The sequence below is a fragment of the Streptomyces sp. NPDC111606 genome (genome assembly GCF_055656945.1).
In genome coordinates, this window is record NZ_JBVKBY010000007.1 from 300,555 (window position 1) to 322,620 (window position 22,066).

The 22,066-nt window shown below is 71.2% G+C and carries 19 protein-coding genes; 15 read left to right on the plus strand and 4 right to left on the minus strand.

The window, feature by feature from the left end; translation table 11 throughout:
* Positions 1–90 precede the first annotated feature (90 nt).
* Positions 91–1,032: a hypothetical protein gene (locus ACZ7M7_RS25770; protein WP_472120572.1), complete on the minus strand. Its 942-nt coding sequence runs from the start codon at positions 1,030–1,032 to the stop codon at positions 91–93.
* A 265-nt stretch (positions 1,033–1,297) separates the two neighbouring features.
* Here ACZ7M7_RS25770 and argH point away from each other — a divergent pair, with 265 nt between their 5' ends.
* From argH to ACZ7M7_RS25790, 4 genes are all read left to right on the plus strand, one after another.
* Entirely contained in the window at positions 1,298–2,731 is a 1,434-nt protein-coding gene (gene argH / locus ACZ7M7_RS25775) for an argininosuccinate lyase (RefSeq protein ID WP_451171572.1), read from the plus strand.
* Between the two features lie 191 nt (positions 2,732–2,922).
* A complete protein-coding gene (locus ACZ7M7_RS25780; protein WP_383607774.1) occupies positions 2,923–3,894 on the plus strand; it encodes an aldo/keto reductase in 972 nt (323 codons plus the stop codon).
* An 80-nt stretch (positions 3,895–3,974) separates the two neighbouring features.
* Complete coding sequence (locus ACZ7M7_RS25785; protein WP_383607776.1) at positions 3,975–4,526, plus strand: TetR/AcrR family transcriptional regulator; 552 nt, start codon at positions 3,975–3,977, stop codon at positions 4,524–4,526.
* A complete protein-coding gene (locus ACZ7M7_RS25790) occupies positions 4,523–6,049 on the plus strand; it encodes an MFS transporter (RefSeq protein ID WP_472120575.1) in 1,527 nt (508 codons plus the stop codon). Before ACZ7M7_RS25785 ends, ACZ7M7_RS25790 begins: the two co-directional genes overlap by 4 nt.
* 367 nt (positions 6,050–6,416) lie before the next feature.
* Here the strand turns inward: ACZ7M7_RS25790 and ACZ7M7_RS25795 are convergent, their stop codons facing one another.
* Complete coding sequence (locus ACZ7M7_RS25795; protein WP_362381384.1) at positions 6,417–7,091, minus strand: lysophospholipid acyltransferase family protein; 675 nt, start codon at positions 7,089–7,091, stop codon at positions 6,417–6,419.
* A gap of 370 nt (positions 7,092–7,461) precedes the next feature.
* Here ACZ7M7_RS25795 and ACZ7M7_RS25800 point away from each other — a divergent pair, with 370 nt between their 5' ends.
* From ACZ7M7_RS25800 to ACZ7M7_RS25810, 3 genes are all read left to right on the plus strand, one after another.
* Positions 7,462–8,631 (plus strand): glycerophosphodiester phosphodiesterase, encoded by a 1,170-nt coding sequence (locus ACZ7M7_RS25800; protein ID WP_383607780.1) that lies wholly within the window; start codon positions 7,462–7,464, stop codon positions 8,629–8,631.
* Between the two features lie 74 nt (positions 8,632–8,705).
* Positions 8,706–9,215: a sigma-70 family RNA polymerase sigma factor gene (locus ACZ7M7_RS25805; RefSeq protein ID WP_472120577.1), complete on the plus strand. Its 510-nt coding sequence runs from the start codon at positions 8,706–8,708 to the stop codon at positions 9,213–9,215.
* A gap of 45 nt (positions 9,216–9,260) precedes the next feature.
* A complete protein-coding gene (locus tag ACZ7M7_RS25810; RefSeq protein WP_427842280.1) occupies positions 9,261–9,758 on the plus strand; it encodes a GNAT family N-acetyltransferase in 498 nt (165 codons plus the stop codon).
* Between the two features lie 33 nt (positions 9,759–9,791).
* Here the strand turns inward: ACZ7M7_RS25810 and ACZ7M7_RS25815 are convergent, their stop codons facing one another.
* Both ACZ7M7_RS25815 and ACZ7M7_RS25820 read right to left on the minus strand, forming a co-directional pair.
* Positions 9,792–10,241: a hypothetical protein gene (locus ACZ7M7_RS25815; RefSeq protein ID WP_383607786.1), complete on the minus strand. Its 450-nt coding sequence runs from the start codon at positions 10,239–10,241 to the stop codon at positions 9,792–9,794.
* A complete protein-coding gene (locus tag ACZ7M7_RS25820; protein ID WP_383607788.1) occupies positions 10,222–10,581 on the minus strand; it encodes a hypothetical protein in 360 nt (119 codons plus the stop codon). The genes ACZ7M7_RS25815 and ACZ7M7_RS25820 overlap by 20 nt, the downstream gene beginning before the upstream one ends.
* 193 nt (positions 10,582–10,774) lie before the next feature.
* Between ACZ7M7_RS25820 and ACZ7M7_RS25825 the strand changes: the two genes are divergently transcribed.
* The 8 genes from ACZ7M7_RS25825 to cobT all read left to right on the plus strand — a co-directional run bounded on the left by ACZ7M7_RS25825 (position 10,775) and on the right by cobT (position 21,937).
* A complete protein-coding gene (locus ACZ7M7_RS25825) occupies positions 10,775–11,425 on the plus strand; it encodes an HAD-IA family hydrolase (RefSeq protein ID WP_383607790.1) in 651 nt (216 codons plus the stop codon).
* A gap of 380 nt (positions 11,426–11,805) precedes the next feature.
* Positions 11,806–12,855, plus strand: a complete 1,050-nt coding sequence (locus ACZ7M7_RS25830; protein ID WP_472120580.1) for a methionine ABC transporter ATP-binding protein — start codon at positions 11,806–11,808, stop codon at positions 12,853–12,855.
* Complete coding sequence (locus ACZ7M7_RS25835) at positions 12,852–13,577, plus strand: methionine ABC transporter permease (RefSeq protein ID WP_427841930.1); 726 nt, start codon at positions 12,852–12,854, stop codon at positions 13,575–13,577. The genes ACZ7M7_RS25830 and ACZ7M7_RS25835 overlap by 4 nt, the downstream gene beginning before the upstream one ends.
* Before the next feature lie 76 nt (positions 13,578–13,653).
* Positions 13,654–14,487, plus strand: a complete 834-nt coding sequence (locus ACZ7M7_RS25840; protein WP_383607796.1) for a MetQ/NlpA family ABC transporter substrate-binding protein — start codon at positions 13,654–13,656, stop codon at positions 14,485–14,487.
* An 8-nt stretch (positions 14,488–14,495) separates the two neighbouring features.
* Positions 14,496–15,323 carry a MetQ/NlpA family ABC transporter substrate-binding protein gene (locus ACZ7M7_RS25845; RefSeq protein WP_383607798.1) on the plus strand — a complete coding sequence of 276 codons (828 nt, stop codon included), beginning with the start codon at positions 14,496–14,498 and terminating at the stop codon, positions 15,321–15,323.
* A gap of 175 nt (positions 15,324–15,498) precedes the next feature.
* A complete protein-coding gene (locus ACZ7M7_RS25850; RefSeq protein WP_383607800.1) occupies positions 15,499–16,131 on the plus strand; it encodes a GNAT family N-acetyltransferase in 633 nt (210 codons plus the stop codon).
* A gap of 115 nt (positions 16,132–16,246) precedes the next feature.
* Positions 16,247–17,464 (plus strand): precorrin-6y C5,15-methyltransferase (decarboxylating) subunit CbiE, encoded by a 1,218-nt coding sequence (cbiE, locus tag ACZ7M7_RS25855; protein ID WP_383607802.1) that lies wholly within the window; start codon positions 16,247–16,249, stop codon positions 17,462–17,464.
* Between the two features lie 417 nt (positions 17,465–17,881).
* Entirely contained in the window at positions 17,882–21,937 is a 4,056-nt protein-coding gene (gene cobT, locus ACZ7M7_RS25860) for a nicotinate-nucleotide--dimethylbenzimidazole phosphoribosyltransferase (RefSeq protein WP_472120583.1), read from the plus strand.
* Positions 21,938–22,066: the final 129 nt, after the last annotated feature.

Sequence of the window (22,066 nt, forward strand, 5' to 3'; positions counted from 1 at the left end):
CGCCTGTCTAAGGAATTGCGGGGTCCATTTGAAGTCACCATGGCCGCCCCGGCCGGCGTGCCAACGGGGCGGCCATGGCTGCCTGTCACGTCAGCGGGTGAGTGTGCAGGCGGCGAATGCCTCCAGCCCCTCGGGCTTTGCGGCCGTGCGGCCGATGGCGGTCTCGATGCGGTTGAGGGCGGCGACGCGCTTGTCCTCGAGGGGGCCGAGGATGGCGTTCTGGACGAAGTTGGGGCCGCCCTGGCCGACGGTGTCGACGAGGCGCTGGTTGGCTTCCTGGATCTGGGTCTGGAGCTGGGCGAGGTTGCGGTCGACCTCGGCCTGCGCCGATGCCGGGACCGCGGGCAGCTCGCCGGTCACGTCCGGGCAGCTGATCGTGCCGACGCCGGCGGCCCCTGCCTCGCCCGCGGCACCGCCGCCCTCCTCGCCCGCAGCACCGCCGGCCTCCTCCGTGGCGGCACCGCCCGGGGTGGCCCCGGCCTCGTCGCCGGCGCCGGCCTCCGCGCCCGCCCCGGCGTCCTCGCCTGCGCCCGCTTCCGCACCGGCGCCGGCCTCCTCGCCCGCGCCCGCACCGCCCTCGGCGTTGAGCGTGCAGGCGGCGAATGCCTCCAGCCCCTCGGGTTTCGCGGCCGTGCGGCCGATGGCGGTCTCGATGCGGTTGAGGGCGGCGACGCGCTTGTCCTCGAGGGGGCCGAGGATGGCGTTCTGGACGAAGTTGGGGCCGCCCTGGCCGACGGTGTCGACGAGGCGCTGGTTGGCTTCCTGGATCTGGGTCTGGAGCTGGGCGAGGTTGCGGTCGACCTCGGCCTGCGCGGACGCCGGGACCGCGGGCAGCTCACCGGTCACGTCCGGGCACGAGATGGTGCCGGGGCCGGCCAGCGTCCGGGCGTTCGTGCCGGCGCTCTTCGAGGACGATGTCGTCTCCCCGGCCAGGGCGAAACCGGCGATCACCGTGCCGGACAGCGCCACCGCGGCGGCGCCGCCGACGAACGCGACGCGACGCTTGTTGTACTTCGGAAGAGCCCTGGACATGCGGATGCCTCACTCGGGTTCGGGGGTGTCTTCTTCTTTACAAACGCGGCGCCTGCGTTCGGCGAGAGGTACGGGTAAGCGGTTTCCCGCGTTCAACGGGCGGCCAAAATTCCCGCCCACGCCGACCGGGATTGACGAATCATGCAGGGCTCTGCATACTCATGCAACAGCCTGTCGTCGAGCATTCCCGCTCAGCGTCCGTCGCGGGCATAGCCTGACGTCGACCCGGCGCAACGCCGACCAACCCTCCCTAGGAGCAACGCAAGTGAGCAGCAACAGCGGTGACGTCCGGCTCTGGGGCGGCCGTTTCGCCGACGGTCCCGCCGAGGCACTGGCCAAGCTGTCCGCATCCGTCCACTTCGACTGGCGGCTGGCGCCGTACGACATCGCCGGTTCGCGTGCCCACGCGCGCGTGCTGCACAAGGCGGGGCTGCTCACGCAGGACGAGCTGACGCGGATGATCGCCGGGCTGGACCAGCTCGAGGCGGACGTGGCCGACGGCTCCTTCGTGGGCACGATCGCCGACGAGGACGTCCACACCGCCCTGGAGCGCGGCCTGCTGGAGCGCCTCGGCCCGGACCTGGGCGGCAAGCTGCGCGCCGGCCGGTCGAGGAACGACCAGGTGGCGACGCTGTTCCGGATGTATCTGCGCGACCACGCCCGCATCGTCGGCGGCCTGATCGCCGATCTCCAGGACGCTCTGGTCGGCCTCGCCGAGGCCCACCCCGACGTGGCGATGCCCGGCCGCACCCACCTGCAGCACGCCCAGCCGGTGCTCTTCGCCCACCACGTGCTGGCCCACGTCCAGTCCCTGTCCCGGGACGCCGAGCGGCTGCGCCAGTGGGACGAGCGGACGGCGGTCTCGCCGTACGGCTCGGGCGCCCTGGCGGGCTCGTCCCTCGGCCTGGACCCGGAGGCGGTGGCGAAGGACCTCGGCTTCGAGCACGGGTCCTCCGCCAACTCGATCGACGGCACGGCCTCCCGTGACTTCGTCGCCGAGTTCGCCTTCATCACCGCGATGATCGGCGTGAACCTCTCCCGGATCGCCGAGGAGATCATCATCTGGAACACGAAGGAGTTCTCCTTCGTGACCCTGCACGACGCGTTCTCCACGGGCTCGTCGATCATGCCGCAGAAGAAGAACCCGGACATCGCGGAGCTGGCGCGCGGCAAGAGCGGCCGCCTGATCGGCAACCTGACGGGTCTGCTGGCCACGCTCAAGGCCCTGCCCCTCGCCTACAACCGCGACCTCCAGGAGGACAAGGAGCCCGTCTTCGACTCCTGCGACCAGCTGGAGGTCCTGCTCCCCGCCTTCACCGGCATGATGGCCACCCTCACCGTCAACCGCGAGCGCATGGAGGAACTGGCTCCGGCCGGCTTCTCCCTCGCCACGGACATCGCCGAGTGGCTGGTCAAGCAGGGCGTCCCGTTCCGCGTCGCCCACGAGGTCGCCGGCGAGTGCGTCAAGGTCGCCGAGGCCGAGGGCAAGGAACTCGACGGCCTGACGGACGACCAGTTCGCGAAGATCTCCGCCCACCTCACACCGGACGTGCGCTCGGTGCTGAACGTGCCGGGCGCCCTGGCTTCCAGGAACGGCCGTGGGGGCACCGCCCCGAGCGCGGTGGCGATCCAGCTGGCCGAGGTGAAGCAGGACGTGGCGGCCCAGCACGAGTGGGCGACGGCCAAAGACAAGCGGTAGAGGACACCCTGAAGGGGCGGGGCCGTATCGATTTGCGGCTCCGCCGTGCGGGCGCGACAGGCCACGACGACTCCGCACCCGCCCAGGAGCCGCACCACCCGAGCTCCTGGGCGCCCCGTTCAGCAAGTGCAGCGTCATCGCGGGTTACGTTGTTCGGAAGCCGTACCGGACCCGACCGAACGGAGCCCGCGATGCCCTTCGCCCGACTGGCCACAGCAACAACCCCCACCTGCCACATCGGACTGGGCCTCGCCGCCGTCGGCCGCCCCGGCTACATCAACCTCGGCAGAGAGACCGACCTTGGGGAGAACCGCAGTGCCGAGGCGCTGCGCACCCGCACCCACGAACTTCTCGACGCCGCCTACGCCCAGGGCGTCCGCTACTTCGACGCGGCCCGCTCCTACGGCCGTTCCGAGGAGTTCCTGGCCGACTGGCTGAACGCCCGTCCCGCATTCGACGACATCGTCGTGGGCAGCAAATGGGGCTACACGTACACCGCCGACTGGACCACCGACGCCGAGCAGCACGAGGTCAAGGACCACGGCCTCGAGACGTACGAACGGCAGCGCGCCGAGACCGACGCCCTCCTCGGCAACCGGCTCGACCTCTACCAGATCCATTCGGTGACCCCGGACAGCCCTGCCCTCACCGACAAGGACCTGCACGCCAGGCTGGCCGAAGCCGCCGCCCAGGGCCTCACCGTCGGCTTCTCCACCAGCGGCCCCGCCCAGGCCGAGGCGATCCGCGCCGCCCTCGCCGTGACGGTCGACGGCGAGCCGCTCTTCCGTACCGTCCAGTCGACGTACAACGCCCTGGAGACCTCGGCCGAACCCGCCCTCGCCGAGGCCCATGACGCCGGGCTCACAGTGATCGTCAAGGAGGGCATGGCCAACGGGCGGCTCGCGGACCCGTATGCGCCCGACGCGCTGAAGGCCGTGGCCGAGGAGACGTCCCTCGGGTGTGACGCCGTCGCCCTGGCGCTGATCCTGCGCCGACCCTGGGCCGGCGTGGTCCTCTCCGGAGCCGCGACGACCGTACAGCTCGCGTCCAATCTGCACGCCGCCGTCGTGGATCTCGACGACGGTCAGCTGGAGAAGCTGGCCGCGCTGGTGGAGGAGCCGGGCGCGTACTGGGAGCGGCGCGGGCAGCTGCCCTGGCACTGAGACCCTCTGCGAGCAGGCGGCCATGAGCTTCGCATGCCTTGAATGAGACAATGATGTCTCACATGGGTTATGGTTGTCTCATGGCCGTCGATCGTGACCACGTACTCCGCAGTGCTGCCGCACTGCTGACCCGCAAATCCACCGCGACCATGGACGAGGTCGCCAAGGCCGCCGGGATCAGCCGCGCCACACTGCACCGGCAGTTCGCCGGGCGCGACGCGCTCGTCCGGGCGCTGGAGTCGCTCGGCATCGCGGAGTGCGAGGCCGCGGTGGACTCGGCGCGGCTGGACGAGGGGCCGGCCGGTGACGCCGTACGACGTCTCGTCCGCGGGATCGAGCCCGCAGCCGGGCTCCTCGCCTTCCTCTACACCGAGAACCAGCTGTTCGAGGGCGAGGAGGTGAACGAGGGCTGGTCGCGGATCGACGGCCGTATCGCCGCGCTGTTCCGGCGCGGACAGGACAACGGCGAGTTCCGGATCGACCTCACACCCACGTGGCTCACCGAGGCTCTGTTCGGCCTGCTCGCCTCCGGCGCCTGGGTCGTGCAGAGCGGCAAGGTCGCGCCCAACGACTTCCACCACATGATCGTCGAGCTGTTGCTCGGCGGCGCGCTCAGAAGAGAGGAATCATGACCAGCACCCTGCAGTCGGCGACCAAGACCGAGGCGGTGACCAAGCGCCCCGGCCGTTGGCTCGCGCTGTCCGTCCTCGTCCTCGCCGTGCTGCTGGTGGCCGTGGACGCGACCGTCCTCGGCCTCGCGACCCCCTACATCAGCGAGGACCTGAAGCCTTCCGGCACCCAGCTGCTGTGGATAGGCGACGTCTACTCCTTCGTCATCGCAGGCCTGCTGGTGTCGATGGGCAGCCTCGGCGACCGAATAGGCCGCAAGCGGATCCTGCTCGTCGGCGCAACGGCGTTCGGCGCGGTGTCCGTGCTCAACGCCTATGCGACGACGCCGGAGATGATGATCGTCGCCCGGGCCCTGCTCGGTGTCGCCGGCGCCACGCTGATGCCGGCCACGCTCGCCCTGATCCGCAACCTCTTCCACGACCCGCGCGAACGCAGCCTCGCCATCGGCATCTGGGGCGCGACCGCCTCCGCCGGTACGGCCGTCGGCCCGATCGTCGGTGGCTTCCTGCTCGAACACTTCTGGTGGGGCTCGGTCTTCCTGATCAACCTGCCCGTGATGGCCGTCCTCGTGGTCGTCGGCATCAAGCTGCTGCCCGAGTCGCGCAACCCGAACCCCGGTCCGTGGGACATGATCAGCGTCGTCCTGTCCCTCGTCGGCATGATCGGTGTCGTGTACGCCGTCAAGGAGGCGGCCGCGGTCGGCTTCACCTGGGTGATGGTCGCCGCGGGCCTGCTGGGCGCCGCCGCGCTGTACGGCTTCGTGCGCCGCCAGCTCACCCTGCCCGCCCCGCTGCTGGACATGCGACTGTTCCGTCACCGCGGCTTCAGCGGCGCGGTGCTGGCCGACCTGCTGACCATCCTCGGCCTGTCCGGCCTGGTGTTCTTCCTCTCCCAGTTCCTGCAACTCGTACAGGGCAGGGGCCCGTTCGAGGCGGGCCTCGCCGAGCTGCCCGCCGCGATCGGCGCGGTCGTCGCCGGCCTGATCGCCGGTCGCGTGGCCCGCCGCTACTCGGTACGGGCCGTCGTCTCCGGCGGCCTCGCGGCCATCGGCCTCGCCCTGGCCGCACTCACGGTCATCGACCGTTCGACCGGCTACCCGCTGCTGGGCGCCGCCCTGCTGGTGGTCGGCGTCGGCGCGGGCTTCTCCTTCACGGTGACGTCGGACGTGATCCTCTCCAGCGTTCCGAAGGAGCAGGCGGGCGCGGCGTCGGCGGTGTCGGAGACGGCGTACGAGTTGGGTGCCGCTCTGGGTATCGCGGTGCTGGGCTCGATCGTGACGGGCGTCTACCGCGACTTCACGGGTCCGGCGGGCACTCCGACGGAGGCGCACGAGTCACTGGGTGGTGCGGTGGAAGCGGCGGCGGGAATGCCGGCGCAGACGTCCGAGGTGATGCTGGACGCCGCCCGGAGTTCCTTCGTCGACGGTCTCGCCCTCGCGGCGGGAGCCGGAGCGGCCGTACTGCTCGCTGCGGCGGTGGCAGCGTGGTTCCTGCTCCGCGGCCAGCGGCTGGACAACGCCGCCTGAGGCCTTGAGCGACCGACCTTCCCCGCGCCCTTCAGGGCGCGGGGCTGTGTCTGAATCACGGCTCCACCGCACGGGCGCGCATCCGAAGGCAGTCCGCGGCCTCCTCGGTGTTCGGGCCGCCGTACCTCGGATGTGCCTGGCGTCGTCGTCCCTTCAGGGGCGCGGGGAACTGCGCGACCAGCCACATCGGACCCGCACTCCGAGAACGACCCGCGGCCTCCTCGGTGTCCGGGCCGCCGTACCACGGATGTGCCTGGCGTCGTCGTCCCTTCAGGGGCGCGGGGAACTGCGCGACCAGCCACATCGGACCCGCACCCCGAGAACGACCCGCGGCCCCCTCGACCCCCGGCCCGCCGAACCAGCGGAGCTACGCCGCTTCCTTGGCCTTGCTCGCGTACATGTCCACGTACTCCTGCCCGGACAGCCGCATGACCTCCGCCATCACGGAGTCGGTCACCGCGCGCAGCACGTACCGGTCCCGGTCCATCCCCTCGTACCGCGAGAACTCCATCGCCTCGCCGAAGCGGACCGTGACCTTGCGCGGCCGGGGCATCCCCGCCCCACCCGGCTGGATCTTGTCCGTGCCGATCATCGCGAACGGGACGACCGGCGCGCCGGTCATCAGCGTCAGGCGCGCGATGCCGGTGCGCCCCCGGTACAGCCGTCCGTCGGGAGAGCGCGTGCCCTCGGGGTAGATCCCGAAGACATTGCCCTCCTCCAGGATCCGGCGCCCGGTCATCAGCGCGGCCACGCCGCCACGGCCGCCGTCACGGTCGACGGGGATCATGCCGACGCCGGTGAAGAACCAGGCCATCAGCCTGCCCTTGAGCCCCTTGCCGGTGACGTACTCGTCCTTGCCGATGAACAGGACCTGACGGTCGCAGACCAGCGGCAGGATCATCGAGTCGATGAACGTGAGGTGGTTGCCGGCCAGGATGACCGGACCGTCGCCCGGGATGTGCTCCGCGCCCTCCACCTGTGGGCGGAACATCAGGCGCATGATCGGTCCGAGCACTGCCTTGATGAGCGCGAAGCGGGACAACGGGCCCTCCGGTGTCAAGGGATTCGGTATAAGTCTGTGCAGGTGAGGACGATACTCGCGGTTCCCCGGGTCCCGCACATCGGGTGGGCCGACTTCACCTACGCCTTACGCACTGTTGACGCACGTTTACCTGCGGTGGCACGCCGAGAACGGCACGTAACGCGTTCGCCATGATGTGACGGACATCGCCCCGAGGGCCTACCGGACGCGTTCCCCGGACAGCCGTAGGCATTCCGACGGGCCGTCACCTCACCGTTCCGGTACGACATTCAGCATCACCCGCGAGTTCCGCCGCAGGTCTCCCATCCGTCATGGACACGCACCTACGATCGGCCCGCACTGAAATGGGCGGACGGTCAGGAGGGCCCTCATGGGAACCCAGGAGAACGAGCAGACGGGCGTCACCGGACGGCGGATGCTTCTCGGCGCGGCTGTGCTCGGCGCGGGCGGAGCGGTCCTCGGGCTGTCCGGTACGGCGAGAGCGGCCGAGGCACGGCATGGCGGCTCGGGCGGCGGCCTGAAGAGCCTGCCCAAGCCGACGATCATCGGCCACCGTGGTGCCAGCGGCTACCGGCCCGAGCACACCCTCGGCTCCTACCAGCTGGCCCTCGACATGGGCGCCGACATCATCGAGGCGGGCGACCTGGTGCCCACCAAGGACGGCCACCTCGTCTGCCGGCACGAGCCGGAGATCGGCGGCACGACCGACGTCGCGAACCATCCCGAGTTCGCCGACCGCAAGAAGACGAAGTCCCTCGACGGTGTCGCCACCACCGGCTGGTTCACCGAGGACTTCACGCTCGCCGAGCTGAAGACCCTGCGCGCGATCGAGCGCATCCCGGCCAACCGCCCGCACAACACCCTCTACAACGGCCGCTGGGAGATCCCCACCTTCGAAGAGGTCCTGAGGTGGCAGGACGAGCAGAGCCGCAAGCGCGGCAAGCAGGTCTGGATCTACCCCGAGCTCAAGCACCCCACCTACTTCCGCAAGCAGGGCCTCGCCCTGGAGGAGCGGGTCGCCAAGGTGCTGCACAAGTACGGCAAGGACCGGCGGAACTCGCCCGTCATCCTCCAGTCCTTCGAGCCGACCAGCATCCAGCGGCTGAACAAGCTCGTCGACAACCCGCTGGTCGTCCTGCTCTCCGGTGCGGCCACCCGCCCCTGGGACTTCGTCGAGACGGGTGACCCGCGCACGGTCGCCGACCTGGTCAAGCCGGCCGGCCTCAGGGAGATCGCCTCCTACGCCCAGGGCATCGGCCCCACCCTGGACCTGGTCATCCCGAAGGACGCGAACGGCAACCTCACCCAGCCCACCACGCTGGTCGCCGACGCGCACAAGGTCGGGCTGATCCTGCACCCCTACACGATGCGCAACGAGAACCCCTTCCTGCCGACGAGCTTCCGCAAGGGCACCGACGCGGACGCCTACGGTGACGTCTTCGGCGCCTACCGGACGTACTTCGCGACGGGCATCGACGGCGTCTTCACCGACAACCCCGACACGGGCCTGCTGGCCCGCGAGGACTTCGTCAACGGCTGAGACCCGCGCCCCGGTTGGGGTGACTGTCGGCCGCCCGGGCAACCCTGCGCCCGGGCGGCCGCGTCGTGCCGCATATGACGGACGACCTGGTTGCCGCCCTGCGCCCGCTGCTCCTCGCGGAGGCCTTTGCCGAGGCACCTGCCTCCGGAGCGGAGCCGGGCGACCTGGAACAGGCGGTCTGGCTCCGCCTCCTGGAACGCCTCGACTCCGACGGTCCGCCCGTTGACCCGCCGGGCTGGCTGCGCAGGGCGGTCCGCGCCGAGGCCCGCCGAAGCCGCCGTACGACAAGCCATGAACGGCCGTACGAGCACGAGCCCGCCGCCGACACCGACCGCCACGACCCCGAGCACCTCGCCCTCGCGGCCGCCCGCCACCGCGCCCTGCGCGACGCGGTGCGCCGCCTCCCCGGCCGGTGCCCCCGTCTCGTCGAGGCCCTGCTCTCCCCGAACGACCTGACATACCGGGAAATCGCGGGGGAGTTGGGTATCTCACAGGGCAGTCTCGGCCCGGAACGTTCCAGATGCCTGGGATGTCTGCGTCGAATGCTCACGCCGGAGGTTGCGGCCCGCGGAGCGCGGGGATAGGAGTGAGGGACGACAGGCGATCAGGTGAGCGGGAGGCGTGCGCACATGGGCATGAGCGTGACCATCTCGGCGGCGACCGAGCAGGACGCGGAGCAGATCTTCAGGCTGCAGTACCTGTGCTTCCAGAGCGAGGCGGCGCTGTACGGCAACTACCGCATCGACCCGCTCGTCCAGACACTGGACTCGGTCCGTGCGGAGGTCGCCGCGGACTGCGTCTTTGTGGCACGTCTCGGCGAGGAGGTGGTCGGCTCCGTCCGCGGCAGCGTCACCGAGGACGGCGCGGCGGCCATCGGCAAGCTCTGCGTCCACCCGCGCCTCCAGGGCCACGGCATCGGTGCCCGCCTCCTGCGCGCCGCGGAAGCCGACCTGACCGAACAGCGCGGCGCCAAGAGGTTCCGCCTGGAGGCCGGCCACCGCAGCGAGGGCAACCTGCGCCTGTACCGCAAGGTGGGCTACGAGGCGGTGGGCACGTCGAAGGGGGCGGACGGGGTCCCGATGGTCGTCCTGGAGAAGCAGGCGGGCGCGTACGCAACGACAGCGTGACCGGTCACGACGGGCAGTCGGCCGCCTGACACCTCAGGCGGCATCCCCGTGAGGCGCCCGCTTCCGCAGCCAATACAGCGCGGACAGCGGCAAGAGCACGGGAATGAACAAGTACCCCATGCCGAAGTCGGACCACACGGTCGCGTCGGGAAACGCCGACGGCTCGACGAGGGTCCACGTGCCTACGACCAGCACGCCCACCAGTTCGGCCGCGCAGCAGATCCGCGCTGCCTTGCGGGCCGTCTCGCCGCCGCGTACGAGCGTGTACGTGATGAAGCCGTACACCACGCCCGCCACTGCCGACAACGAATAGGCGAGCGGCGCCCGGTCGAACTCGGTCGCGATCTGGTACGCCGACCGCGACACGGCGCCGACCACCATCACGCCGTACAGCCACACCAGCACGATCCCGGGCCCGCTGATCAGCCGTGCCCTGCCGGGCTTCTCCTGCGTCACGGCCACCTCAGCCTCCCCAGATGTCATAGAGCCGCACCTCGAGCACGGCCAGCACCACGCCGCCCGCGGCGACCGTCACCGACCCCCACTTGCTCCGCTCGGCCAGCGACATGAACCCGGCGGCCGGGATGCACGCGAACGAGCCCAGCAGATAGGCCACGAAGATCGTCGTGCCCTGCTCCGGCTCCTCGCCCCGCGCCAGCAGCACGATCCCGATCACCAGCTGCACCAGGGCCAGCAGCGTCACCACGGCCATGCCGATGAAGTGCCAGTCCTTCGTCGGCTGATCACGGTACGCCGCCCAACCGCACCACGCGGCGAGCAGCAGCGCGGCGACCCCGGTCACCAGCGTCAGGGCATCAAACATGTGGCGAGCCTATTACGGGCCAAAAGGCCTGATGCGCCCGGCCCCGGTGCCTGACCCGGGCGGTCGGCCGGCGGCGGTCAGCAGGCCGGTTCGTCGGCGACGAGCCCACCGCTCACGCACCTCGACGATCGCGTACTGATCGACGCCCGAGGCCGTCTCCGGCGAGCTCCGGCGGCCCCGTAGGGTCTAGACCATGACGATCCACGCACGCGCTCTCCTGTTCGACAACGACGGCACCCTGGTCTCCTCCCTCGACTCAGTGGACCGCTGCTGGACCAGGTGGGCCGGTGAGTACGGGATCACGGCCGAGGAGTTCGGGCGGGTGGAGCTGCACGGCCGGCCGGCCGTGGAGATAGCCGCCGACCTGCTGCCCGCCGACGTCGTGCCGGAGGCCCTCGCGCGGATCGAGGCGCTGGAGGTGGAGGACGTGCCCAACGGCGGCGTCCACCTGCTGCCCGGCACCAAGGACTTCCTCGACTCGCTGCCCGCCGACCGCTGGGCGGTCGTCACCTCCGCCACCCGGCGCCTCGCCGAGGCCCGCCTCGACGCCGTCGGCATCCTGCCCAAGACCCTGATCGCCGCCGACGACATCACGCGCGGCAAGCCCGACCCCGAGCCCTACCTCCTCGCCGCCCGGCAGCTGGGCGTCGACCCCGCGCACTGCGTGGTCTTCGAGGACGCCCCCGCCGGTCTGGCGGCCGGTCGCGCCGCCGGAATGACCACCGTGGCGTTCACCACAACCCACCAGGCCCACGAGCTCGACGCCGACTACGTGGTGAAGGACCTGTCGGCCCTGTCCGCCCTGGTCACCGACACCGGAGTCGAGATCTCCGTACGCGGCTGAGAGCTGTCCGCCGCTGTCCAGTATGCGGACAGCGGCGGTCGGTAAGGACCGTACGTCTGGTTTACTGATCGCATGACCACGACGAGCTGCCGCACCCTTGCGACCGAGGCGACCCTTGCGCCCGGTGCTCGTTGTATGTGTCGAATGTGCGCCTTCTAGAGGGCCCCTGCACCATCTGAGCCTCGCGCCCCGAAGCGAGAGCCCGCTCATGTCCGCCCGTACGCCCCACGTACGTGACTGAGCCGCGCCCCACGCACACGTCTGCCCCCGGTTCCACCGCGTTCGCGGGAAACCGTGCTGCGTTCCGGCCGCCTTCGACCACGAATGCCCCGTGTTCGGTGCCCACGATGCGCCGTGCACTCGACAGTGACGGAAACCCAGTGATCACCACATCGGGCCTGACCAAGGTCTATCGCTCGCGCGGCCGTGAGGTCACCGCCCTGGACGGCGTCGACCTGCACGTCCGCGAAGGCGAGGTCTACGGCGTCATCGGCCAGTCCGGCGCCGGCAAGTCCTCCCTCATCCGCTGCATCAACCTGCTGGAGCGCCCCACCGCCGGCACGGTGTCCGTCGCCGGGCAGGACCTGACGGCCCTGGCGGGACGCGGTCCCCGGGCCGGCCGGGAACTGCGCCGGGCGCGCAGCCGTATCGGCATGGTCTTCCAGCACTTCAACCTGCTGTCCTCGCGGACGGTCCAGGACAACGTCGAGCTGCCGCTCGAAATCCTCGGCGCGTCCGGCAAGGACCGCTCCCGCAAGGCACTCGAACTGCTCGACCTGGTGGGTCTCGCGGACAAGGCCAAGGCCTATCCCGCCCAGCTCTCCGGCGGCCAGAAGCAGCGCGTCGGCATCGCCCGCGCCCTGGCCGGCGACCCCAAGGTGCTGCTCTCCGACGAGGCCACCAGCGCCCTCGACCCGGAGACCACCCGCTCCATCCTCCAGCTGCTGCGCGACCTGAACCGGCAGCTGGGCCTGACCGTCCTGCTCATCACCCACGAGATGGACGTCGTGAAGTCGATCTGCGACTCGGCCGCACTCATGGAGAACGGCCGTGTCGTGGAGTCCGGCACGGTCAGCGAGCTGCTCGCGACCCCCGGCTCCGAACTGGCCTCCGCGCTCTTCCCCGTGGGCGGCGAGGCATCCGCCGACGACCGCACCGTCGTCGACGTGACCTTCCAGGGTGAGGCCGCCACCCAGCCGGTCATCTCGCAGCTCTCGCGCACGTACAACATCGACATCTCGATCCTCGGCGCCGCCATCGACACCGTCGGCGGGCTCCAGGTCGGCCGGATGCGCATCGAACTTCCCGGCCGCTACGAGGACAACGTCGTGCCGATCGGCTTCCTGCGCGAACAGGGCCTGCAGATCGACGTCGTCGGCCAAGAGGCCCGGCAGCCCGTCTCCGCGCTGGTGAAGGAAGGTGCCAAGTGACCTGGTCGGAGATGCAGCCCCTGCTGGAGCAGGCGTGTTGGGACACCCTCTACATGGTCGGCTGGTCCACCCTCATCGCGGTCGTCGGCGGCCTCCCGCTCGGCATCCTGCTCGTCCTCACCGACAAGGGCGGCCTGCTGCAGAACGTCGTCGCCAACAAGGTCATCGGGCAGATCGTGAACGTCGCCCGCTCGATGCCGTTCATCATCCTGATGGTCGCGCTGATGGGCTTCACCCGCTCGATCACCGGCACGACCATCGGCCGCGAGGCCGCCATCGTGCCGCTCGCGATCGGGGCGATCCCCTTCTTCGCCCGCCTCGTCGAGACGGCTGTCCGCGAAGTGGACGGCGGGCTCGTCGAGGCCGTGCAGTCGATGGGCGGCAACACCTGGACCGTCGTCCGCAAGGTCCTCGTACCCGAGTCCCTGCCCTCGCTCATCGCCAGCACGACGACCACGATCGTCGCCCTCATCGGCTACTCGGCCATGGCCGGCACGGTCGGCGCCGGCGGCCTCGGCGACATCGCCATCCGCTACGGCTACCAGCGCTTCGAGACCGAACTGATGTGGCTGACCGTCGGGATCCTCGCCGTCGTCATCTCCCTCATCCAGTTCGCCGGCGACTACACCGCCCGCTCCCTGCACCGCCGGGGCGGCCACTCCGGCGCGGCGCCCAAACTCCGCCTGCTCAAGGCCTCCACGGCCACGAGCAAGACCGTCTGAACCCCCCGGACGGGCACCCAGAACTCCCCGAACACCCAAGTCGGGGTCGCACCACCCATAAGGAAAGGCACTTTTCGTGCGTAACACCGCCAAGATCACCACTGCTGTCCTCGCCGCCGGAGCCCTCACCCTCGGGCTCTCCGCCTGCGGCTCGGACAAGGACTCCGGTTCCGACGCGAGCGCCCCGCTGAAGGTCGCCGCCACGCCGACCCCGCAGGGCGAGATCCTCACCTACATCAAGGAAAACCTCGCCGAGAAGGCGGGCCTCGAGCTCGAGGTCCGGGAGTTCACCGACTACGTGACGCCGAACACGGCCGTCCAGCAGGGTGAGGTTGACGCCAACTACTTCCAGCACCAGCCGTACCTGGACGACTTCAACAAGAAGAACGGCACCGACATCGTCGCCGTGCCGAACGCCACCGTGCACCTGGAGCCGCTCGGGGTGTACTCCCAGGGCGTCAAGAAGCTCACGGACCTCAAGAAGGGCGCCACGGTCGCCCTGCCGAACGACACCACCAACGAGGCCCGCGCGCTCAAGCTCCTGGAAGCAAACGGCGTCATCAAGCTGAAGGCCGGCGTCGGCTACGACGCGACCCCCAAGGACGTCGCCTCCAACCCCAGGAACCTGAACTTCAAGGAGTTGGAGGCGGCCCAGCTGCCGCGCTCCCTCGGCGACGTCGACGCCGCCGTCATCAACGGCAACTACGCGCTGGAGGCCGACCTCAGCCCGGCCGAGGACGCCATCGCCGCCGAGTCGCCCAAGGACAACCCGTACGGCAACTTCCTCGCGGTGAAGAAGGGCAACGAGGACGACCCGCGCGTGCAGAAGCTCGCGAAGCTGCTCACCTCGCCCGAGGTGAAGAAGTTCATCGAGGACAAGTACGACGGCGCGGTCGTCGCGGCCTTCTGATGAGCATCGTGAAGCGCCGACGTCCTGTACTGCTCACGGCCGCGCTCGCGGGGTCCCTCACCGTCGGCCTCACCGCCTGCGGCTCGGGCTCCGGCGGCGGTGCCGACGACACCCTGGTCGTCGGCGCCACCGCCGTCCCGGCCGGCGAGGTCCTGACCTACGTCAAGGACGATCTCGCCGCGAAGGCCGGGCTGAAGCTGGAGATCAGGGAGTTCACGGACTACGTCCTGCCGAACACCGCCCTCCAGGAAGGCTCGCTGGACGCGAACCTCTACCAGAACGAGCCCTACCTGGACGAGTTCAACAAGTCCAAGGGGACCGACCTGGTCCCGGTGGTCAAGGCCTATCTGCCGCCCATGGGCGTCTACTCGAACAAGGTCACCGACGTCACGAAGCTCGCCGACGGAGCCACCGTCGCCGTGCCGAACGACACCACCAACGAGGGCCGCGCCCTGAAGCTGCTCGCCTCCAAGGGCGTCATCACGCTCAAGGAGGGCGCGGGCACGGACGCGTCCCCGGCGGACATCGCCGCCAACCCCCGGCACCTGAAGTTCCAGGAGCTGGAACCCGCCCAGCTGCCCCGCTCGCTCGACGACGTGGCCGTGGCGGTGATCAACAACAACTACGCGCAGGACGCCGGCCTCAGCCCCACCGAGGACGCCATCCTCCTGGAGTCGGCGAAGGGCAACCCCTACGCCAACCTGCTGGCCGTGAAGAAGGGCAACGAGCACGACCCCCGGGTCGAGAAGCTCGCGAAGCTCCTCGCCTCGTCCGAGGTGAAGAAGTTCATCGAGGACAAGTACAAGGGCTCGGTCCTGCCGGTCACTTCGGGCTGACGGGGCGTAAACGGCGTATCGCCACGCACGGGGTCCACTCCTTCACTTGGTGGGGGTGCCCCCACGCCTTTAGGGCAGTGGGGGAGGACCCCGTGGTGCAGTTCAGTGCTTTCATGCTGCATGCTGGGCAGTTCAGCAGGCCCTGAAGGTTTTTCCGAAGGTTACGGAGTGGCGCATGACTAGCACCTTCCCCAACATCTCCATCAGCACGGAGCGGTTGGTGCTGCGTCCCTTCGAAGACCTGGACATCCAGTCGTTGGCCGAGATGATGAACGACGAACTGGTCACCGCCTGGACCTCCGTGCCGCAGCCCTACACCGAGGCCGACGCCCGCGCCTGGATCGCCGAACTCGCCCCCGCCGAACGCACCGAGGGACACGGCATCGTCTTCGCCGTCTCCGAGTTCCTCACCCAGCGTCTCGTCGGCGTCGTCCGCCTGCAGAACACCGACTGGCGGGTCCGCTCCAGCGAGATCTCCTACGTCGTCGCCCCCTGGGCGCGCGGCGAGGGCTACGCCTGCGAAGCGGCCCTGGCCACCGCGCAGTGGCTCTTCCACGACCAGAAGTTCGAACGGCTGGAACTGCGCACCCCCGCGGACAACACCGCCTCCCAGCAGGTGGCGCAGAAGATCGGCTGTATCAGCGAGGGCGTACTGCGCGGCGCCTGGATAGCGCGCGCCAGGACCGACAGCGGCGAATGGATCGACGTCCGCACGGACCTCATCGTCTGGAGCCTGCTGCCCGAGGACCTGGAAGGCGTCGGCGATCAGCCGGCCGACGGCTTCACCTCGTTCGGTGACTGGAACTGACGGGTAGCGAACACACGGGCACCCGGAGTGCCCGCGACGCGACCAGGTACCCTCACGGAGCCTGCCCCTCGGGCTGCCCGACGACTACCTGCGCAAACCCTGGAGAGAGACGACGATGGCCGACCGGGTCACGGTGATCGGCTGGGACGGCTCGCCGCTGACCGCCGCGGCACGCTCGGCCCTCGGTGCCGCCACGCTGGTGGCCGGTGCCGCCCACCACCTGGCGCTGCCCGAGGTGCCGCCCGCCGCAGAGCGCATCCGCCTCGGCAGCGTCGCCCTCGCCGCCCGCCGGATCGCCGGCCACCGCGGCACCGCGGTCGTGCTCGCCGACGGCGACCCCGGCTTCTTCGGAGTCGTACGGACCCTGCGCGCGCCCGAGTTCGGCCTGGAGGTCGAGGTCGTCCCCGCCGTCTCCTCCGTCGCCGCCGCCTTCGCCCGGGCCGGCATGCCCTGGGACGACGCACAGGTGGTCGTCGCACACCCCCGCACCCTGCGCCGCGCGGTCAATGTGTGCCGCGCCCACACCAAGGTCGCCGTCCTCACCTCACCCGGCGCGGGCCCCGCCGAACTCGGCCTCCTCCTCGAAGGCGTCCACCGCACCTTCGTCATCTGCGAGGAACTGGGCACCGACCGCGAACAGGTCACCGTCGTCACCTCCGACAAGGCCGCCGACCACACCTGGCGCGACCCGAACGTCGTGATCGTCATCGGCGGCAAGGTGGCCGCCGTGGAGGGCGGCGGGTGGATCGCCGGCCGCGACCCCTCCGCCGCGCCGCGCGGCTGGACGCTGCCCGCCGAGGCCTACGGCGGTCTCATGGGCGAAGGCGAGCTGGAGCCGCTCCGCTCGGCCCAACTCGTCCGGCTCGGCCCCCGCGTCGGCGACCTCGTGTGGGACATCGGCTGCGGCAGCGGCGCCTTCGCCACCGAGGCGGCGCGGGCCGGCGCCGCCGTCATCGCCGTCGACCGCGACCCGCACGCCTGCGAGCGCACCGAGGCCAACGCCCGCGGGTTCGGGGTCCAGCTCCAGATCGTCCACGGCAGGGCCCCACATGTGCTGGAGAACCTCCCCGAGCCGGACGTCGTCCGCATCGGAGGCGGGGGAGCGGCCGTCGTCTCCGCCGTCGCCGACCGGCACCCGCAGCGCATCGTCACGCACGCCGCCACCCGCGACGAAGCCGAACTCATCGGCCGCGACCTCACCCAGCACGGCTACGACGTGGAGTGCGCCCTCCTGCAGTCCGTGCAACTCGACACGCGTGCCTGGACGGAGCGGGAGCGGACGGTCGCGTTCCTGCTCACCGGAGATCTGGGGCGGCGCGAAGCGCCTCGTTGAGGAGCGGCGGTCGGGCGACGGGCGGGCACTGACCGACCGCACAGTGTAATCGCGTAGCCCTCCCCGTGATCCGGTTGTCGTACCGCGCGCGGTAGGCTGGCCGATCGTTGTACCGCACTCGGTCGCCCGGCGCTTCGTCGGTCAATGTCCGGAAAAACGCTCCCCATTTGGGGTGGGTGTGGTACGGCGAAACCGGAGGACGCGCAACGTGGCGCAGTCCACAGCGGCCTGTCGCGGATCAACCTGTCGCGACGGTCGATCGGCCACGACAATGCCACTCAATGGCTTTGTCGCCTTTTTTGGGCGGGTCGCTCGTGCCGCTGGGCACGCACGCTCGTTCTTCACTACGGGGGCGGTCGGTGCGCCGTCCCCGGTGAGCTGGTCGTGGAAGCACTAACCGATGGGCGAGGGGTACGCATGACCGACACCGGCCAGGTCCCGGGCGAGGGACTGCCGGAGAGCGCAGGCATGGTGGAGCAGCCGGGCGCCCCCGCGGCGCACGGTACGTACACCTACCTCTCCGAGACCACTGCCGAGGACGAAGACCTACTGCTGCCCGGCTCCCAGGGCGCCTGGGGCACAGAGGTCACCCCGCCCGCGCCGGAGCCGGTCCTCGAGGCCATGCACGAGCCGGGCGCGCACGAGATGTCCGGCCGCGACAGCGGTTCGGTCGACGTCAGTGCCGTCCGACTGCCGGCCCCGTCGGCGCCGATTCCGCCGATCACCCCCCGCCGCCCGCTGCACCTCGGTCCGCCCATCCCCGACGCCTCCGCCAGCCCGGTTCGCTCGCTGGCCGACCGCGGCGCCGTCGGCATCCCTGCCCGCCAGGCCGGCCCCGAGTACCTGGACGTCCCGCAGCACCGTGAGGCGTCGGCCCCACAGCCGGCGGCCGCCTGGGGCACGTCCGCCGAGGCCGCCATGCAGGTGGGCACCGAGGCAGCGGCTGCCGAAACGGTTGTTCCGACCGGACAGCAGGTGGCCACGGAGGGCAGCCTCGAGGCGGGTGCCGTCCAAGAGGCCGAGATCGGCGCGCCTGCTCCACTGGAAGCGGCGTACGACGCCCAGGAGCCGTCGGGTGACGATCCCGCGTCGGCTGCCGGTGCGGTGCATGGCCAGGACGCCGATCAGGCGCCGGTGACCGGGTTCGCTCCTGGGGCCGAGGAGAGCGCGGCGGCGCCCGCTCCCGAGGCCGACCAGGTTGCGGGCGGGTACGCGGACGATGGTGAGGCTGTGGTGGACGGGGCCGCTTCCGGTGCCGCCGAGGTCGCAGCTCCTGCGGCTGCGGTGGATACCCCTGCCACGGATGTCCCGGTGAGCGAGGTCGACCCGGGTGCCGGACAGGCGCCGGGGGACCTGCCTGCCGATGCGGCCGTCGACGGCCCTCCGCAGATGGCCCCCGCGACCGCTGGTGACGCCGGGCACGGTCCCGAGATGCACGCGGCTGAGGCTGGGCCGCTTCCTGAGCAGACGGGCCCCGAAGCCGTGCAGCTTCCTGAGCAGGCGGTCCCCGAGGCTGGTCTGCTTCCCGAGCGGACGATCCCTGAAGCTGCGCCGCTTCCCGAGCAGACGGGCCCCGAAGCCGTGCAGCTTCCTGAGCAGGCGGCTCCTGAAGCTGCGCCGCTTCCCGAGCAGGCGGTCCCTGAGGCTGCCCCGCTTCCCGAGGCGCCGGCTCCCGAAGGCACCCCGATCCCCGACGCCCCTGCCGCTGAAGCCGTCCAGGTCCCTGACGCCCCCGCTACGGAAGCCGCCCCGCTTCTCGACGCTCCCGCGCCCGAGGCCCCCGTGCAGATCGCCGAGCCCGCAGTACCCGATGCGGCCCAGTTCCCGGAAGCCGCCCAGTTCCCGGACGCTCTCCAGGCTCACCAGGTCTCCGCCCCCGCCGACCCTGAGCCGACCCCTGAGGCCGTCCCGGCCCCGGTCGCTCTCGATGCGGCGCATGGAGCCGAGCTCGCCGAGGCCGAGAACCTCGCGCCGATCATGCAGCCCACGGACGCCGTCACCGCGCCCGCCGACGACGCCTTGGCCGCCGTAGTCTCCGAACCGGCTCCGGAACTCGCGGACGCCGGGCAGACGTACCCGCAGCAGTCGGCGCAGGAGCCGCAGCACGCCGCTCTGGTGGACGCCGAAGCGGAAGCACAGGCCGTGACCGGGAGCGCGCCCGCCGTCGACGCGGAAGCCCCGGCGGCGGACCTGGCGGCCGTCGTTCCCCCGGTGGCACAGTTCCCGGACGCCCAGCAGGCCCCGGATCTCACCGCCGAGCGCGCACCGGCCCTCCAGCCACTCGCCGCAGTCGCCGCCACGGCCGCCGCGCCGCAGCCTGCCGTGGCCCAGCCCGTCCCGGCCGAGGCGTCGGAGCACTTCGTCGCCGAGCCCGCCGGCCCGCAGCTCCGGTCACCGGCCGCACAGGCCCCCGAGGAGCCCGCGGAGTCCGGTGAGGCCGACGCCCCGGCCTTCGTCCAGAGCGGTATCGCCCAGGAGCCCGCGCCGGACCAGCCGCTGGGCCAGTTCGTCCCGGTCGAGGGATCGGTGCCCACCACCCCGCACCTCGCCCCGACCCCGCCGCAGCCGCTCGTCCTCCCCACGGAGGAGGCACCGGCCGCCGTCGCCGAGGTTCCGGCACCCCGCGACGGCGACCCCGAACTCGTACAGCACGCGGAGGACCTGGACACCCGGGCCGCCGACCAGGAAGACCCCGGAGAAGAGAGCACGGCGTCCGTGGAAGAAGCACCCCAGTCCACCGGCCCGGCCGCGCCCGCCTACGACGACGCCGAACGCGCGGCCGTCCTCAAGGTCATGCGCGAGCGCCGCGACATCCGCAACGGCTTCCGCAGCGACCCCATCCCGCACGAGGTGCTGCTCCGCGTCCTGGAGGCCGCCCACACGGCGCCCTCCGTCGGGCACTCGCAGCCCTGGGACTTCGTCGTCATCCGCTCGGCCGACACCCGGCGGACCATGCACGAGCTGGCCATGCGCCAGCGCGAGGCGTACGCCAAGTCGCTGCCCAAGGGCCGGGCGAAGCAGTTCAAGGAACTGAAGATCGAGGCCATCCTCGACACCCCGGTGAACATCGTCGTCACCGCCGACCCGACCCGCGGCGGCCGCCACACCCTCGGCCGGCACACCCAGCCGCAGATGGCGCCGTACTCCGCCGCGCTCGCGGTCGAGAACCTCTGGCTCGCCGCCCGCGCCGAGGGCCTCGGCGTCGGCTGGGTCAGCTTCTTCGACGAGCGCGAGATGGTCCGCGCCCTCGGCCTGCCCGAGCACCTGGAGGTCATCGCCTACCTGTGCGTCGGATACGTCGACGAGTTCCCGGACGAGCCCGAGCTGCTGCAGGCCGGCTGGTCCAAGCGCCGCCCGCTGTCCTGGGTCGTGCACGAGGAGACGTACGGCCGTCGCGCCCTGCCCGGCGAGGAGCCGCACGACCTGCTCGCCGAAACCGTCGCCCAGATCCGCCCGCTGGACGCCAAGGCGCTCGGCGAGGCCTGGGAACGGCAGAAGCGCATGACCAAGCCGGCCGGCGCACTCGGCATGCTGGAGATCATCTCCGCGCAGCTGTCCGGGCTGTCCCGCCAGTGCCCGCCGCCGATCCCGGAGCCCGCGGCCGTCGCGATCTTCGCCGGCGACCACGGTGTGCACGCCCAGGGCGTCACCCCCTGGCCGCAGGAGGTGACGGCCCAGATGGTCGCCAACTTCCTCGGCGGCGGCGCGGTCTGCAACGCCTTCGCCGGCCAGGTGGGCGCGGAGGTGTGCATCGTCGACGTGGGCGTCGCCGCAGACCTGCCCGCCACCCCCGGCCTGCTGCCCCGCAAGGTCCGCGCGGGCACGTCCGACATGACGACCGGCCCCGCGATGTCCCGCGAGGAGGCCAAGCAGGCCATCGAGGTGGGCATCGAGACGGCCCGCGACCTGGTGGCGGCCGGCAACAAGGCGCTGCTGACGGGCGAGATGGGCATCGCCAACACGACCGCCTCGGCCGCCCTGATCTCCGTCTTCACCGGAGCCGACCCGGCCGAGGTCACCGGCCGCGGCACCGGCATCAACGACGAGACCCTCGCCCGCAAGACCGAGGTCGTCCGCCGCGCCCTGGAACTCCACCAGCCCGACCCGGCGGACCCCATCGGCGTCCTGGCGGCGATCGGCGGCTTCGAACACGCCGCGCTGGTCGGCCTCCTGCTGGGCGGCGCCTCCCTGCGTACGCCGGTGATCCTGGACGGGGTCAGCGCCGGCGCCGCCGCCCTGGTCGCCCGCGCCATCGCCCCCGAGGTCCTCGCGGCCTGCATCGCCGGCCACCGCAGCGCGGAGCCCGGCCACGTGGCCGCCCTCAACAAACTGGGCCTGCGCCCCCTGGTCGACCTCGACCTGCGCCTGGGCGAGGGCACCGGCGCCCTGCTGGCCCTCCCGCTGGTCCAGAGCACGGCGAGGGCGATGCACGAGGTGGCGACGTTCGACTCGGCCGGGGTGACCGAGAAGTAGACGTCCCGGAAGGGGATCCGGCCAGGGTGGCCGCGGGGTCCGCGTCGGTCCGCCGTGGGTCTGTGGGCAGCCGTTGCGGGTCTGTGGGCACTCGCTCCGCAGGGCGGAACGGGTGGGCACAGACCCGCG

Bases quoted from the DNA above. Each gene is read 5' to 3' on its own strand.
- ACZ7M7_RS25820 (WP_383607788.1), bottom strand. From the start codon at position 10,581: ATGTTTGATGCCCTGACGCTGGTGACCGGGGTCGCCGCGCTGCTGCTC.
- ACZ7M7_RS25815 (WP_383607786.1), bottom strand. From the start codon at position 10,241: ATGACATCTGGGGAGGCTGAGGTGGCCGTGACGCAGGAGAAGCCCGGC.
- ACZ7M7_RS25785 (WP_383607776.1), top strand. From the start codon at position 3,975: ATGGCCGTCGATCGTGACCACGTACTCCGCAGTGCTGCCGCACTGCTG.
- cbiE (WP_383607802.1), top strand. From the start codon at position 16,247: ATGGCCGACCGGGTCACGGTGATCGGCTGGGACGGCTCGCCGCTGACC.
- ACZ7M7_RS25780 (WP_383607774.1), top strand. From the start codon at position 2,923: ATGCCCTTCGCCCGACTGGCCACAGCAACAACCCCCACCTGCCACATC.
- ACZ7M7_RS25800 (WP_383607780.1), top strand. From the start codon at position 7,462: ATGGGAACCCAGGAGAACGAGCAGACGGGCGTCACCGGACGGCGGATG.
- ACZ7M7_RS25790 (WP_472120575.1), top strand. From the start codon at position 4,523: ATGACCAGCACCCTGCAGTCGGCGACCAAGACCGAGGCGGTGACCAAG.
- ACZ7M7_RS25770 (WP_472120572.1), bottom strand. From the start codon at position 1,032: ATGTCCAGGGCTCTTCCGAAGTACAACAAGCGTCGCGTCGCGTTCGTC.
- ACZ7M7_RS25810 (WP_427842280.1), top strand. From the start codon at position 9,261: ATGGGCATGAGCGTGACCATCTCGGCGGCGACCGAGCAGGACGCGGAG.
- cobT (WP_472120583.1), top strand. From the start codon at position 17,882: ATGACCGACACCGGCCAGGTCCCGGGCGAGGGACTGCCGGAGAGCGCA.
- ACZ7M7_RS25805 (WP_472120577.1), top strand. From the start codon at position 8,706: ATGACGGACGACCTGGTTGCCGCCCTGCGCCCGCTGCTCCTCGCGGAG.
- ACZ7M7_RS25825 (WP_383607790.1), top strand. From the start codon at position 10,775: ATGACGATCCACGCACGCGCTCTCCTGTTCGACAACGACGGCACCCTG.
- ACZ7M7_RS25850 (WP_383607800.1), top strand. From the start codon at position 15,499: ATGACTAGCACCTTCCCCAACATCTCCATCAGCACGGAGCGGTTGGTG.